This window comes from Limnohabitans rimovensis (SeqCode), from assembly GCF_965234775.1.
Lineage (GTDB): Bacteria > Pseudomonadota > Gammaproteobacteria > Burkholderiales > Burkholderiaceae_C > Limnohabitans > Limnohabitans rimovensis.
This window is the reverse complement of the sequence record NZ_OZ248562.1, coordinates 790,104-804,500: the sequence shown is the minus strand read 5'-3', so window position 1 is coordinate 804,500 and position 14,397 is coordinate 790,104. Positions and strand designations below refer to the sequence as shown.

The following is a 14,397-nucleotide window of genomic DNA, read 5'->3' as shown; positions in this document are numbered from 1 at the left end:
GGCCTTGCGCAATACATGGGGCAGATGGCTGCTCATCACCGTGCTTTTGTTGTCGCTGTGCCTGGCCACCGTGGCGGGATGGGTCATGCGCGACTTGCCCTTGGCCCGCAGCGTGGTGGATCTGACCATTGAGTCTGGCACGCCGGTGCGCGGCATCGCCCAACTCAGTGTGGACAGTGGTGTCGAGGTCAACCCCAGCCTGCTGTATTGGTTCATGCGCTTGAGCGGCCAGTCGCGGCTGCTGCGTGCCGGCAGTTATGAAATCAAAGCCGGTGACTCCGCTTGGAATTTGCTGCAAAAAATCAGCCGTGGACAAGAGTCCTTGCAAACCCTGGTGCTGGTCGAGGGCTGGACATTCCGCCAGTTTCGCGCTGCCTTGGACCGCTCGGAACATTTGCAACACCAGACCCGTGGCCAAACCGATGAAGCAGTGATGGCTTTGTTGGGTCGCCCAGGTCAGGCGCCTGAGGGGCGGTTCTTTCCAGACACCTATGCCCATGGCAAGGGCGACTCGGATGTGCGCATCCTGAGCCGGGCCATGAAGGCCATGGACCGCCAACTGGCCAACGCCTGGCTAGCCCGCGCCGAGCGCAATGAACTGACCACCGCCGAGCAAGCTTTGATATTGGCCAGCATCGTCGAAAAAGAAACTGGCAAAGCCAGCGACCGGCGCATGATTTCCAGCGTGTTTCACAACCGCTTGCGGGTGGGCATGCCGCTGCAAACCGATCCCACGGTGATTTATGGCATGGGCGAAGCCTTTGACGGCAATTTGCGCCGCCGCGACCTGCAAACCGATCACCCCTGGAACACCTACACCCGCAAGGGCCTGCCCCCCACACCCATTGCCATGCCGGGCAAAGCCGCTTTGCTGGCCGCTGTGCAACCCGAGCGCAGCCAAGCCTTTTATTTTGTGGCCCGGGGCGACGGCAGCAGCGCGTTCAGTGCCAATTTGGAAGACCACAATGCCGCGGTCGACCGGTACCAACGTCGGCGCCAACCCAGCAGCACCGCGCCCTGAATACCCCAGGGACAAGGCACAATCGACTCATGAGCAAGGGCGTTTTCATCAGTTTTGAAGGGGTGGATGGGGCGGGCAAGTCCACCCACATCCAAGGCCTGGCCGACTCCTTTCGCCAACAGGGGCGCGAGGTGACCCTCACCCGCGAACCGGGCGGCACGCCCTTGGCCGAAAAACTGCGCCAGATGGTGTTGAACGACGCCATGGACCCTTTGACCGAGGCCTTGCTCATGTTTGCTGCACGGCGCAGCCACATCCAAGAAGTCATCTTGCCGGCTCTCGCCCAAGGCCACGTGGTGCTGTGCGACCGCTTCACCGATGCGACCTTTGCCTACCAAGGCCATGGGCGCGGTTTTGACCTGGCCGTGTTGTCGCAATTGGAGCAATGGGTGCAGGGCCAAGCCAGCGGCGACTTGCTGCAACCCGACATGACCCTGTGGTTTGCCCTGGACCCGGCCATTGCCGCCGAACGCCTGGCCGATGCACGCGTGCCTGACCGTTTTGAATCGCAGCCCTTGGCCTTTTTTGCCCAGGTGCACGCCGGCTACCTTGCCCGGGCAGAGGCGGCACCGCATCGCATGGTGCGCATCGACGCGGCCCAGTCCCGCCACCAGGTGTGGCAACAATTGACCCAAGCCTTGGTGCGCCGTGGTTGGCTGTCCATCATGGTGGCCACGCCCCCGGCTTTGAACACCCCATGAGCCAGGTCCCACCTGCCCACATGCCCGCCCCTTGGTTGGCGCCCGCATTGAAGGGCTTGTTGCGACAGCGCGGCCACGCATGGCTGCTGTCGGGCCCATCGGGTTTGGGCCAATACACCTTGGCCCTGGAATTGGCCCGGGCTTGGTTGTGTTTGCAGCCCAGCGAGGAGGGTGCATGTGGGCATTGCGCCAGTTGCCGCAATATTGATCTGCGCACCCATGCCGACCTGCGCGTGCTGATGCCAGAGACCCAAATGTTGGACAAAGGCTGGCCCCTGCACGAAAAAGCCCAGAAAGAAATAGACGACAAGGACCGCAAACCCAGCCGGGAAATCCGGGTGGACGCTGCCCGCGACATGGTGGCCTTCACCCAAACCACGCGCTCTGGTGGGCGCAACAAAGTGGTGCTCATTTACCCCGCCGAGCGGATGAACCACATCACCGCCAACACCATCTTGAAAACCCTGGAAGAGCCGCCCGGTGACACCCGGTTTTTGCTGGTCAGTGAAGCCGCGCACCTGTTGCTGCCCACCTTGCGCAGCCGCTGCCAAACCCATCACCTGACTTGGCCCGATGCGGCGCCCGCATTGCAATGGTTATCCGCCCAAGGCGTACCCTCTGCGGATGCGCAAGTTCTGTTGGACGCGGCGGGAGGGCGACCCGAGGACGCCTGGGCTTTGGCCCAAGGGGGCCTCAAAGCCAGCACTTGGTTGGCCCTGCCCAAGGCCGTGGCGCGGGGAGACGCCCAAGCGCTCCAAGCCTTGTCACCCCCCCAAGCGGTGGCCGTTTTGCAAAAAGTTTGTCATGACTGTCTGTTGCTCGCGGTGGGCGCAGCACCCCGATTTTTCCCCACCCAAGCCTTGCCCATGGGCGCGCCCCTGGCGGCCCTGACCCAATGGTCCAAGGACCTGATGGCCAGCGCCAAAACGGCTGAGCACCCTTTCAATGCCGGTCTGATGCTCGAAGCCTTGGTCAGCCAAGCGCGCGGGGCCTTGCAGCCCCCACACTGAAGGCGCCATCATGTTCATCGACTCCCACTGCCACATCAACTTTCCCGAACTGGCTGCGCGCATGGACGAGGTCCGAGCTGAAATGGCCCAAGCCCAGGTGGATCGCGCCCTGGTCATTTCGACCACCTTGGAGTCTTTTCCCGAGGTCCATGGCTTGGCCACCACTTATGACAATTTTTGGTGCACCGTGGGTGTGCACCCCGACAACGAAGGCGTAGCCGAACCCACTTTGGCGGGTTTGCTCGAATTGGCTGCCAAACCCAAGGTGGTGGGCATTGGCGAAACCGGCTTGGACTATTTCCGCCTGAATGGCCGCAACCATGCGGACATGGCCTGGCAACGCGAGCGCTTTCGGGTGCACATCCAAGCCGCGCGCACGGTTGGTTTGCCCCTGGTGATCCATACCCGCAGCGCCAGCGACGACACCTTGGCCATCTTGCGCGAATGCGGGGAAACGGGCGGCGAGGGCTGTGCTGGCGGGGTTTTTCATTGCTTCACCGAAACCGAAGCCGTCGCCCGTGCGGCCCTGGACATGGGCTTTTACATCTCTTTTTCAGGCATCTTGACCTTCAAAAATGCACAAGATTTGCGTGACATCGTGGCCTGGATGCCGCTGGACCGTTTGCTGATCGAAACCGACAGCCCTTATTTGGCCCCGGTTCCCCACCGTGGCAAAACCAACCAACCCGCTTGGGTGGCTTGGGTCGCACAACAAATTGCAAGCACCAAAAATCTGCCACTGGAAGATGTGGCTCAAGCCACCAGCCTCAATTTTGAGCGTTTGTTCAGCCGAAGCCTAGATCATGCGTCACTTTAAATACATCCTTCAACTATTTGTTTTAATTACACTTAATTCAGCCCATGCTGGGGCTTATGAAGATTTTTTCTTGGCTGCTGGAAATAATGACGCCCCGGCTGTGGAACGTTTGCTCCGGCGGGGGTTTGATGCCAATACGCCCGGGCCCCAAGGCCAATCGGCGTTGCTGACAGCGATTCGCCAAAATGCCCACCAAGCGGCCCTGGTTCTGGCCAAATGGCCCGAAACCCGTGTTGACGACCGCACCGCAGACGATGAAACGCCTTTGATGCTGGCGGCTTTTCACAACGCGCTGCCGCTGGCCCAGGCCTTGTTGGATCGCAAATCCGACGTCAACAAGACAGGCTGGACACCCTTGCACTATGCCGCCACCAAAGCGCATGTGGAGATGATGCGGTTTTTGCTGGCCAACCATGCTTATATTGATGCGCCGTCGCCCAACGGCACCACACCCTTGATGATGGCTGCGCACTACGGCAACCCCATGGCCACCAAATTGTTGCTGGAAGAGGGTGCTGACCCCCGACTGATAAACCACCTCGGACTGAGCGCCCTTGATTTCGCCCAAAACGGGGCCCACGCCAAGGAATCGTCTGTTTATATCAACGCATTCCTGTCCAGTTGGCATGCGCGTTTCCCGATCAAACCCTGAGTCAGCTTAGTCTGGTGTGTCTGCATCAACCAATCCAACGGATGCGCTGATTTACCGCAGCAAACCCAAATAACAGCCCATCTCATTAACTTAACATAATACACATCGTAGCGTATTATTAATGGGCCAAGCTGGCAACATCCTAAGGGTCAATGGGCTATGGATGTGAGATGCCAAGCTATCCATCTGCACATGCATCAATCGGTCCAGAGCAATAAAGCATCACGCCCTTGGACCATCAATTGGGCTTGGGCGCCAAAAGGCAAACACACTTTGGTGGCGACATGGCCAAACGGCAAACCGGTGAGCACCGGGACCTTGAGTTGCTGGCGCAAACGGTCCACGACCGTGTTGATTTGAAACCCGGCATCGTGGCTGGACAAGGCATAGTGCGTGAAAGCGCCCAACAAAATCGCTTTTTGGCGGGCCAAAATGCCGGCATGCAACCACTGGGTCAACATGCGCTCGATGCGGTATGGGTGTTCGGCCAAATCCTCCAAATACAAAATGCCGCTGCGAATGTCTGGAAAATATGGGGTGCCGATCATGCTGGTCAGCACCGATAAGTTTCCGCCCCAGAGCGTGGCTTTTTTGGCCCAAACACCATCTGGGCGGTGGGACACGGCGCGGGTGTCGCGAATCGGCAGGCGCCAGCCCGCTCCTTCGTTTTGACCCAAAGCCAGGTCTTGGAAGGTGTCTTGCATGATGTCGTCGATTTCTTCACGCCCCCAATCGGCCACCACATCGGGACCCGACCAGGTGGGGGTCGATTGGCGCGCAAAAAGCGCGGCTTGAAAAGCGGAGAAATCACTGAAGCCCACAAACTGGGTGCCCTGCGCCACGGCCTTGGCGATGGCTTTATGGGGCAACTGCGGCAATAACCGGGTCAGGCCATAACCGCCACGCGAGATGATGGCGATGTCTGCACCGCTGGCAGAAGCACGCGTGATGGCGGCCAAACGGGTTTCGTCATCCCCAGCGAAGCGCTGGTGGGCGGACAGCGCTGCCGCGTCGACCTCGACTTCATGTCCCAAGGCTTTCAAGCGCGAAACCCCACGCCGAAAAGCGGCTTTGTCGCGCACGGCGCTGGATGGGGAAAACACATAGATGTGGGCCATGGCTCAACGCTCCTGATGAGAAAAATGCGCCACAGCGCGTTCAGCAATGGTTTGACCATGCTCTTGCACAAAATGCCCAGCTTGCGGCAACACCCACAAAGGCGGCGCTTGGCGAATGGTTTGCTGCATGGATTGCATCACCGGCACACCCAGCACCGGGTCTTGTTCGCCCACCACCAACAAGCTGCGGCCAGCCCATTGATCACGCCAAAAAAACTCGGCTTGGCGCGACAGCTCTGCGCCCTCGTCTTGCGCTTGTTCCGGCACCAAATTGGGAAAGGCGCGCAAAGCGGCCCGGTGCCCGGCATCGGGAAAAGGCGCTTGGTAAGCGGCGCATTCGGCCGGGCTCAGGTGGGGGTTGCCACGGCCCATCAAGCGGCCCACATCAAACATCGGTTTGTCGTTGCACATCTGTCGCCAAGCCACAAAACCGGCACTCAGGGGCTGCGTGCCAGTGGCCAAGGTGGTGTTCATCGCCAGCAAACCTCGGTAGCGTTCGGGCTGCGCCATGGGCAAGGTGAGGCCCAAAATGCCGCCCCAGTCTTGCACCACCAACACCACCCGCTGTAAATCCAACTGTTCAACCACATCCAGCAAGACCTGGCGATGCCAATCGAAACGGTGCTGTGATGTCTTTTTGGGCTTGTCGCTGCGACCAAAACCCGGCATATCGGGTGCCACGACGCGGTGCCCAGCGGCCAAAAACACCGGGATCATTTTGCGGTAGAGATAGCTCCACGCTGGGTTGCCATGCAAACACAACCAAGTGATACCGGCATCTTGGGGGCCCAAATCCAGGCAATGCATGCGCAAGCCATTCAGCACGGGCATGTCAGGCACATAAGTAGCGGGCCATGGGTAGCCGGGCAAATCGGCGAATGACGCATCTGGGGTGCGCACGGCATCATCGCGCAGGGGGGTGTGGGGCTTGTCCAGTTGCTGCATGATTCGTTTTTCGCGAAAGAATGACTGTATCAATTCGCCACAGGCCTCAGCCATCACGCCGCCTGTGACCGATGGCGCATGCATGCCGGGCAAATCAAACAAACGCGTGACCGAGGTCACCGCCCCGGTTTTGGGCTCTGCCGCGCCATAAACCACACGAGCCAAACGCGCATGGGCCATCGCACCGCAACACATGGCGCAAGGTTCCAAGGTGACATACAAAGTGCAGTATTCCAGGCGGTAGTTGCCCAAGGCTTGGGCCGCTTGGCGCAAAGCATTGATTTCGGCGTGGGCGCTCGGGTCATGGTCGCCGATGGGGCTGTTGTGCCCTGCCCCCACCACCCTGCCCTGGTGCACCACCACCGCGCCCACCGGCACTTCACCCAAGCGTTGCGCCGCTTGGGCTTGCGCCAAAGCCAGGCCCATGGCGGCTTCATCGCTAAGAGGTGCTTGGGTTGACAACATTTTTTGGAGGTTCAGGGTTGAGAGACAGGGTCACAAACCCAGCCTCTCCATCCAATGGGCCAAGGCGCGCTCTTGCTCAGTGCCTTGCGCGTAATCGGCCTTCATGCGCTCGTGCGCTTCGCTGCGGTGTTGGTTGAGTTTGATCTTGCATTTCACATCCAGCACCTCGCCTTTGAAAGCCACGATGGCTTTGAGCATGCCTTGGGTGTAGCTCTCGGGCAGCCCGCGCCATTGCGCGGCATAGGGCGCATCGTGGTCGGCGATCAACTGCTTGAGCAGCACGTCTTTGGCCTCTTCGCCATCGACCAATTGCAGGCGCACCTTCACATGCACCACCAGGTAGCTCCAGGTGGGAACCCGTACCAAATCGGGGTAGACGCGGGTGGACATGAACGCATGCGGCCCTTGAAATACCAACAAAGCATCCGGGCGCTGGGACAAGTACTTCCAATGCGGATTGGCCCGCGCGCAATGACCGAGCATTTGCCAGGCCGCGCCGTCGGTTTCCACATGCATGGGCAAATGGGTGACAAACGGAAACCCGTCGTCGTCGTTGGAGATCAAACTGGCCAAAGGGTGGCTGCGGATCAGCTCCAGCGCATGGTCAGGGTGGTTGAATTGAGGGGGGAGGTACATGTTGACTCCAGCGGTGGACCGGCGTCATCACTCCCACTCAATGGTCGCCGGCGGTTTGCTGCTCACATCATAGGTGACGCGGTTGATGCCACGCACTTCGTTGATGATGCGACTCGACACTTTTTTCAGCAAGGCGTAGGGCAATTCCGCCCAATCGGCGGTCATGAAGTCGCTGGTTTGCACGGCGCGCAAGGCCACCACGTACTCATAGGTGCGCCCGTCGCCCATCACACCCACACTTTTCACCGGTAAAAACACGGTGAAGGCTTGACTGGTCAGGTCGTACCAACTTTTGCCACTGTCGTCTTTGAAGTGGTGAAGCTCTTCGATGAAGATGGCGTCGGCGCGGCGCAGCAGGTCGGCGTATTCTTTTTTCACTTCACCCAAAATGCGCACGCCCAGACCCGGGCCGGGGAAGGGGTGGCGGTAGACCATGGATGGCGGCAGGCCCAGGGCCACGCCCAACTCGCGCACCTCGTCTTTGAACAGGTCGCGCAAAGGCTCCAACAATTTCAAGCCCAGCTGTTCAGGCAGGCCGCCCACGTTGTGGTGGCTTTTGATGGTGACGGCTTTTTTGCTTTTGGCCCCACCCGACTCGATCACATCGGGGTAAATCGTGCCCTGGGCCAAGAAGGTCGCGCCTTTGTGACCACCCTGCCCGGCTTTGAGCTTGGCGGCCTCGGCCTTGAACACATCAACAAACAAGCCGCCGATGATTTTGCGTTTGGCCTCGGGGTCAGTGACGCCGGCCAACTTGCCTAGAAACAAATCGGCCGCGTCCACGCGGATCACTTTGGCGTGGAGTTTGCCGACAAACATCTCCATCACCGCGTCGCCTTCGTTCAGACGCAGCAGGCCGTGGTCGACAAACACGCAGGTGAGCTGGTCGCCGATGGCGCGGTGTATGAGTGCGGCTGCAACGGAAGAGTCCACACCACCCGACAAACCCAAAATAACCTCTTCATCGCCCACTTGGGTGCGGATTTTCTCGACCGCTTCGCTGATGTAGTCGCCCATGATCCAATCCGGGCGGGTCTGGCAAATGCCCAGGACAAAGCGTTCAATCAAGGCCCGGCCCTGCACGGTGTGCGTGACTTCGGGGTGAAATTGAACCCCATAAAACCGCCGTTGTTCGTCGGCCATGCCCGCAATGGGGCAACTGGGTGTGCTGGCCATGACCTTGAAACCGGGCGGCAGTTCAGACACTTTGTCGCCATGGCTCATCCAGACTTTGAGCAGGCCATGGCCTTGGTCGTTGACCATGTCTTGGATGTCTTTGAGCAAGGCCGTGTGGCCATGGGCGCGCACCTCGGCATAACCAAACTCTCGCTTGGCCATGCCGTTGACCATTTCAGCGGCAGACACCTGACCGCCCAACTGTTGGGCCATGGTTTGCATGCCGTAGCAGATGCCCAGCACGGGGACACCCAACTCAAACACCGCTTGGGGTGCGCGATCGGTGCTTTCTTCGTAGGCACTGGCATGGCTGCCCGACAACACAATGCCGCGTAACTGCCCATCGCTGGCAAAGTCGCGCAGCCAAGCATCGCTCACATCACAGGGATGGACCTCGCAGTACACATGGGCCTCACGCACCCGGCGCGCGATGAGTTGGGTGACTTGCGAGCCGAAGTCGAGGATCAGGATTTTTTGGTGTGTCATGAAGCAATTAAAAAGCGGTTTCAAACGCAAAGATCAGTCAGCCCGGTAATTCGGTGCCTCTTTGGTGATTTGAACATCATGCACATGGCTTTCGCGCATGCCGGCAGCGGTGATTTGCACAAATTCGGCCTGGGTCTTCATGGCTTCGATGGTGGCGCAGCCGCAATAGCCCATGGCGGCACGCAACCCCCCGGCCATCTGGTAGACAATGTTGACCATCGAGCCTTTGTAGGGCACCCGGCCTTCAATGCCTTCGGGGACCAACTTGTCGGCATTGGGATTGCCGGTCGAAGACTCTTGGAAATACCGGTCGGCACTGCCTTGTTGCATGGCGCCAATGCTGCCCATGCCCCGGTAACTTTTGTAACTGCGGCCTTGGTACAGCACGATTTCGCCCGGCGCCTCTTCGGTGCCGGCAAACATGCCACCCATCATCACGGTGGAGGCCCCAGCGGCAATGGCCTTGGCGATGTCGCCGCTGTAGCGAATGCCGCCATCGGCAATCAATGGGATACCTGTGCCTAGCAGCGCTTTGGCCACGCCATCAATGGCTGTGATTTGGGGCACGCCCACGCCGGCAACGATGCGGGTGGTGCAAATCGAACCCGGCCCAATGCCGACCTTGACCGCGTCTGCACCCGCCTCGGCCAAGGCCAAGGCAGCGGCGCCAGTGGCAATGTTGCCGCCCACCACATCAATCTGGGGGTAGTTTTGCTTGACCCAGCGCACCCGTTCGATCACACCCTTGCTGTGGCCATGCGCGGTGTCGACCACGATCACATCCACGCCAGCGTTGACCAAAGCCTCAACCCGCTCTTCGGTGCCCTCACCCACGCCCACGGCCGCGCCAACGCGCAAGCGCCCTGCTGAATCGCGGGCGGCGTTGGGAAAACTGGTTTGTTTGGTGATGTCTTTGACGGTGATGAGGCCTTTGAGCTCGAAAGAATCGCTCACCACCAACAAGCGCTCGAGTTTGTGCTTGTTGAGCAAGGCTTTGGCCTCTTGCGGGGTGACACCTTCGGGCACGATGATCAGTTTGTCCAGCGGGGTCATGATTTCACGCACCTGCACGTCGTAGCGCTGCTCAAAGCGCAAATCACGTCCTGTGACGATGCCCACCACTTGCTTGCCTTGACACACCGGAAAACCAGAAATGCCCATTTGCTCGGACATGGCCATCACCTGCCTGACCGTGTGCTCAGGGGTGATGACCACCGGGTCGCGCAGCACGCCACTTTCGTAGCGTTTCACTTTGGCCACTTCAGCGGCTTGTTGTTGGGGGGTGAGATTTTTGTGGACGATGCCGATGCCACCCTCTTGGGCGATGGCAATCGCCAGTCGGGCCTCGGTCACGGTGTCCATGGCCGCTGATACCAGTGGCAAATTGAGATGGATGCGACGCGAAAAAGGTGTAGACAGCGTGGTGTCCTTGGGCAGGACTTCTGAGAAGGCGGGCACCAGCAACACATCGTCGAAGGTGAGCGCATTGCCTAAGAGGCGCATGGTTGGGCTCCAAAAAGCAAATTGTACCGACCCCCTCGAATGGGTCTGTATACCGTTGGCACTGTTCTTGAAGGGGGGCCTAGTAACCTGGTTTGGCGCCGGGGCGACGGTTTGCAAACAAACCCGCCCCTCGCGTGCCTTGTTGAACGAAACGCTGGCGGCGTGCCTCTTTGGGGTCGACTTGGAGGGGGCGCAAGGCTTCGAGGCGGTCGCCATGGTGCAACACCTGGTCGGGTGTGGCACGCCGGCCCCAGATGGAGGCGTTCGGGAACTCTGGCTGCCCATCCGCTGGGGTGGCAAACCATGCGCTGGCCACCCAAGCATCGCGAACCCGGCTGCCCTGCGGCAAATGCAGCACCACTTCGTGCACCACCCGAGATTCGGGCGAATACACCAAGGTGACCTCAATCGTGGGCATAGACCTGTTCAGCGCGTTTGACAAAGGCATCGACCAAGGTGGCGGCAATGCGGTCAAACAAGGGCCCAATGAGCACGGCAAACATGCTGTCAAAGCTGTAATTGAGCTTCAAGTCCACCCGGCAAGCCCGCTCCTGTCCCATGGGCTCAAACAACCAAACACCGTCCAATTGTTTGAAAGGGCCATCGATCAATTGCACCCGCACCTCGCGCCCTGGGGTGTGGACATTTCGCGTGGTGAAGCTTTTGTGCAAGCCCCCCAAAGCCATGCCAATCTCTGCGGTCACACCATCGGCGTGGGCTGTGACCACCCTGGCCCGGTCACACCAAGGTAAGAACTGGGGGTAACTGGGCACATCGGTGACCAGGTCGAACATTTCTTGTGCGCTGAACCAAATCAAAACCGACTTGTGGATGGTTTTCATAGAATGGGTGTTTGCACAGCGGCGTTCATGGCGTGATTGTAAGTACCCTGAACGCCCCCATTTAGACATCCATGTCCACCAAAGCCCCCAGCACTGCCCGCATCGCCGACAACAAAAAAGCCATCTTCAATTACTTCATTGAGGAGCGTTTTGAAGCCGGCATGGTGCTTGAGGGCTGGGAGGTGAAGTCGGTGCGCGAGGGCAAGGTGCAACTCACCGATGGCTACGTGGTCATTCGCAATGGCGAATTGTTTGTCATCGGCTGCCAAATCAACCCATTGAACACCGCATCCACCCATGTGCGGCCCGATTCGGTCCGGACCAAAAAGCTGCTGCTGCAAAAAGACGAAATTCGGCGCCTGATCGGCAAGGTCGAGCAAAAGGGCTATACCTTGGTGCCGCTCAATTTGCATTGGAAAAACGGCAAGATCAAGTGCGAAATTGCCTTGGCCAAGGGCAAGGCCGATCACGACAAGCGCGACACCATCAAAGACCGCGAGGGCAAGCGCGAGGTCGAGCGCGCCATGAAGCAGCGCGTTCGCTAGCTCAAACTTTGGCTTTGCGCGGCCCCTTCACACCCGGGCGCGGTGGCAAACCCGTGTGCTGCGTGAGCAATTGGCCCGGGGCATCGGGCCTGGGCGTGCTGTTTTTGCGCCGGGCGCTCACATAAGCCCCTTGGGTTCGCGGTTGAAAGCTGGGGATGAGGTGATGCTTGCCGTTGCCGATCAAATCACTGCGCCCCATGGTCTTGAGCGCCTCACGCAACAAGGGCCAATTGTTGGCATCGTGGTAGCGCAAAAAGGCTTTGTGCAACCGCCGACGTTTGTCGCCGCGCACGATGTCCACACCTTCGCTGTCGCGCCCGATTTTGCGCAATGGATTCTTGCCACTGTGGTACATGGCCGTGGCCGTGGCCATGGGGCTGGGGTAGAAGGTTTGCACCTGGTCGGCGCGGAAACCATTTTTTTTCAGCCACATGGCCAAGTGCATCATGTCTTCGTCGCTGGTGCCGGGGTGTGCGGCAATGAAATAAGGGATCAGGTATTGCTTTTTGCCCGCCTCAGCGCTGTATTGGTCAAACAACTGCTTGAAGCGGTCGTAGCTGCCGATGCCCGGTTTCATCATCTTTGACAAGGGCCCCGTCTGTGTGTGCTCGGGGGCGATCTTCAAATAACCGCCCACATGGTGGGTGGCCAACTCGCGGATGTATTCGGGCGACTCGATGGCCAGGTCGTAGCGCAACCCCGAGCCAATCAGGATTTTCTTCACCCCCTTGATCGCCCGGGCTTTGCGGTACATCTGGATCAAAGGTTGGTGGCTGGTGTTGAGGTTAGAGCAAATACCCGGATAAACACAGCTGGGTTTGCGACAGGCGGCCTCAATTTCAGGGGACTTGCAGCCAATGCGGTACATATTGGCCGTGGGGCCGCCCAGGTCGGAGATGACGCCGGTAAAGCCCGTGACTTTGTCGCGGATGTCTTGAATCTCTTGCAGCACAGAGGCCTCGCTGCGGCTTTGAATGATGCGGCCCTCGTGCTCGGTGATGGAGCAAAAAGTACAGCCCCCAAAGCAACCACGCATGATGTTGACGCTGAAGCGGATCATTTCCCAGGCGGGAATTTTGGTCGGGCCATCGTGGCGACCTTGTTCGTCGGCATACACCGGGTGTGGCGAGCGGGCATACGGCAGGCCAAACACCAAATCCATTTCGGCCGTGGTCAAGGGGATGGGCGGTGGGGTGATCCAGACATCGCGCGCCGTGGCACCCTCGCCGTGGGCTTGCACCAAAGCGCGGGCGTTGCCGGGGTTGGTTTCCAAGTGCAAAACCCGATTCGCATGGGCATACAACACGGGGTCGCTGCGCACTTGTTCATAAGCGGGCAAGCGGATCACGGAGCGCTCACGGGGTGACACCTTGGCCTTGGTTTTGCCCAGCCAGCCTATCGGCACCATCATGGGCACGCCTGGCTCGGCCTTGGGCGCTTGCGATGTGGCGGGTGCGGCGCCCTGGGAGGACGCCTCGCAGCTTTGCCCTTGGGCCGAAGCTTGCTCGGAAATCATCAGATAAGGGTTGAGGTGCGACTCCACCGGCCCAGGCCGATCCACCTCGGTGGAGTTGATTTCGGTCCAATCCAAGGGCGTGGTGCGGCACACATAGGCTGTGCCGCGCACATCCGTGATGTTTTGCACCGGCTCTTTGGCGGCCAAGCGGTGTGCCACTTCCACAATGGCGCGTTCTGCGTTGCCGTACAGCAGCAGATCGCACTTGGCGTCGATCACGATGGAGCGGCGCACTTTGTCTTGCCAATAGTCGTAATGGGCAATGCGCCTGAGTGAGCCTTCGATGCCGCCCATGATGATGGGCACGTCTTTGAAGGCCTCACGGCAGCGCTGACTGTACACAATGGCGGCTCGGTCTGGGCGCTTACCAGCCACATCGCCAGGTGTGTAAGCGTCATCGCTGCGGATTTTTCGATCGGCCGTGTAGCGGTTGATCATGGAATCCATGTTGCCAGCGGTGACCCCAAAAAACAAATTGGGGCGGCCCAATGCGGCAAAAGGTTCGGCACTTTGCCAATCGGGCTGGGCGATGATGCCGACGCGAAAGCCTTGGTTTTCCAGCATGCGGCCAATCACCGCCATGCCAAAACTGGGGTGGTCGACATAAGCGTCCCCCGTGACCAGCACCACATCGCAACTGTCCCAGCCCAACTCAGCCATTTCGGCGCGGCTCATGGGCAGGAAGGGTGCGGTGCCAAAGCGCGCAGCCCAATGCTTTTTATAACTGCTCAGGGCTTTGGCGGGGCGGCTGAATTCGGAGACATCCACTGAAAAAGAGCCTTTTGAAACAACGGGATAGTGTAAACCTTGAGCCTTCCCGTGAGCACCATGCATGCCCAATGGCGCATATATCGTGGGGGGAAGCCCTGCAAGCACTGGCGGCTGTCACCCACGTTCGATCCCAAGCTGTCGCGAGACTCAGAGTGCCTATACTGCCCAGCGCCTGATCGAGCGGCCATGGGCC

14 protein-coding genes are annotated in these 14,397 nt (G+C 59.5%); 6 read left to right on the top strand and 8 right to left on the bottom strand.

The window, feature by feature from the left end:
- Positions 1-4 precede the first annotated feature (4 nt).
- From mltG to AC8GFZ_RS03910, 5 genes are read left to right on the top strand one after another with little or no spacing between them, the layout of a single operon-like run.
- A complete protein-coding gene (mltG, locus tag AC8GFZ_RS03930) occupies positions 5-1,021 on the top strand; it encodes an endolytic transglycosylase MltG (protein ID WP_506642540.1) in 1,017 nt (338 codons plus the stop codon).
- A 29-nt stretch (positions 1,022-1,050) separates the two neighbouring features.
- A complete protein-coding gene (tmk, locus tag AC8GFZ_RS03925) occupies positions 1,051-1,722 on the top strand; it encodes a dTMP kinase (RefSeq protein ID WP_506642538.1) in 672 nt (223 codons plus the stop codon).
- Positions 1,719-2,732, top strand: a complete 1,014-nt coding sequence (gene holB, locus AC8GFZ_RS03920) for a DNA polymerase III subunit delta' (RefSeq protein ID WP_506642536.1) — start codon at positions 1,719-1,721, stop codon at positions 2,730-2,732. The genes tmk and holB overlap by 4 nt, the downstream gene beginning before the upstream one ends.
- 10 nt (positions 2,733-2,742) lie before the next feature.
- Complete coding sequence (locus tag AC8GFZ_RS03915) at positions 2,743-3,549, top strand: TatD family hydrolase (RefSeq protein ID WP_506642534.1); 807 nt, start codon at positions 2,743-2,745, stop codon at positions 3,547-3,549.
- Positions 3,536-4,201 (top strand): ankyrin repeat domain-containing protein, encoded by a 666-nt coding sequence (locus AC8GFZ_RS03910; protein WP_506642532.1) that lies wholly within the window; start codon positions 3,536-3,538, stop codon positions 4,199-4,201. The genes AC8GFZ_RS03915 and AC8GFZ_RS03910 overlap by 14 nt, the downstream gene beginning before the upstream one ends.
- A gap of 197 nt (positions 4,202-4,398) precedes the next feature.
- Here the strand turns inward: AC8GFZ_RS03910 and AC8GFZ_RS03905 are convergent, their stop codons facing one another.
- The 7 genes from AC8GFZ_RS03905 to AC8GFZ_RS03875 form a co-directional block, all read right to left on the bottom strand.
- Positions 4,399-5,319: an LD-carboxypeptidase gene (locus AC8GFZ_RS03905; RefSeq protein WP_506642530.1), complete on the bottom strand. Its 921-nt coding sequence runs from the start codon at positions 5,317-5,319 to the stop codon at positions 4,399-4,401.
- Positions 5,320-5,322: 3 nt separating this feature from the next.
- Positions 5,323-6,729: a tRNA adenosine(34) deaminase TadA gene (gene tadA, locus AC8GFZ_RS03900; protein WP_506642528.1), complete on the bottom strand. Its 1,407-nt coding sequence runs from the start codon at positions 6,727-6,729 to the stop codon at positions 5,323-5,325.
- 30 nt (positions 6,730-6,759) lie between these two features.
- Positions 6,760-7,365 (bottom strand): FMN-binding negative transcriptional regulator, encoded by a 606-nt coding sequence (locus AC8GFZ_RS03895; RefSeq protein WP_506642526.1) that lies wholly within the window; start codon positions 7,363-7,365, stop codon positions 6,760-6,762.
- Positions 7,366-7,392: 27 nt separating this feature from the next.
- Positions 7,393-9,027 (bottom strand): glutamine-hydrolyzing GMP synthase, encoded by a 1,635-nt coding sequence (gene guaA, locus AC8GFZ_RS03890; protein ID WP_506642524.1) that lies wholly within the window; start codon positions 9,025-9,027, stop codon positions 7,393-7,395.
- A gap of 33 nt (positions 9,028-9,060) precedes the next feature.
- Positions 9,061-10,530 carry an IMP dehydrogenase gene (gene guaB, locus AC8GFZ_RS03885; protein WP_506642522.1) on the bottom strand — a complete coding sequence of 490 codons (1,470 nt, stop codon included), beginning with the start codon at positions 10,528-10,530 and terminating at the stop codon, positions 9,061-9,063.
- Between the two features lie 79 nt (positions 10,531-10,609).
- On the bottom strand, positions 10,610-10,948 hold the full coding sequence (locus AC8GFZ_RS03880; protein WP_506642520.1) for an RnfH family protein: 339 nt from the start codon (positions 10,946-10,948) through the stop codon (positions 10,610-10,612).
- On the bottom strand, positions 10,935-11,372 hold the full coding sequence (locus AC8GFZ_RS03875; protein WP_506642518.1) for a type II toxin-antitoxin system RatA family toxin: 438 nt from the start codon (positions 11,370-11,372) through the stop codon (positions 10,935-10,937). The genes AC8GFZ_RS03880 and AC8GFZ_RS03875 overlap by 14 nt, the downstream gene beginning before the upstream one ends.
- A gap of 71 nt (positions 11,373-11,443) precedes the next feature.
- On the opposite strand from AC8GFZ_RS03875, the gene smpB reads away from it, so the two are divergent.
- Entirely contained in the window at positions 11,444-11,917 is a 474-nt protein-coding gene (gene smpB, locus AC8GFZ_RS03870) for an SsrA-binding protein SmpB (RefSeq protein WP_506642516.1), read from the top strand.
- 1 nt (position 11,918) lies between these two features.
- On the opposite strand, the gene AC8GFZ_RS03865 is transcribed toward smpB, so the two are convergent.
- Entirely contained in the window at positions 11,919-14,201 is a 2,283-nt protein-coding gene (locus tag AC8GFZ_RS03865; RefSeq protein WP_506642514.1) for a YgiQ family radical SAM protein, read from the bottom strand.
- Positions 14,202-14,397 lie beyond the last annotated feature (196 nt).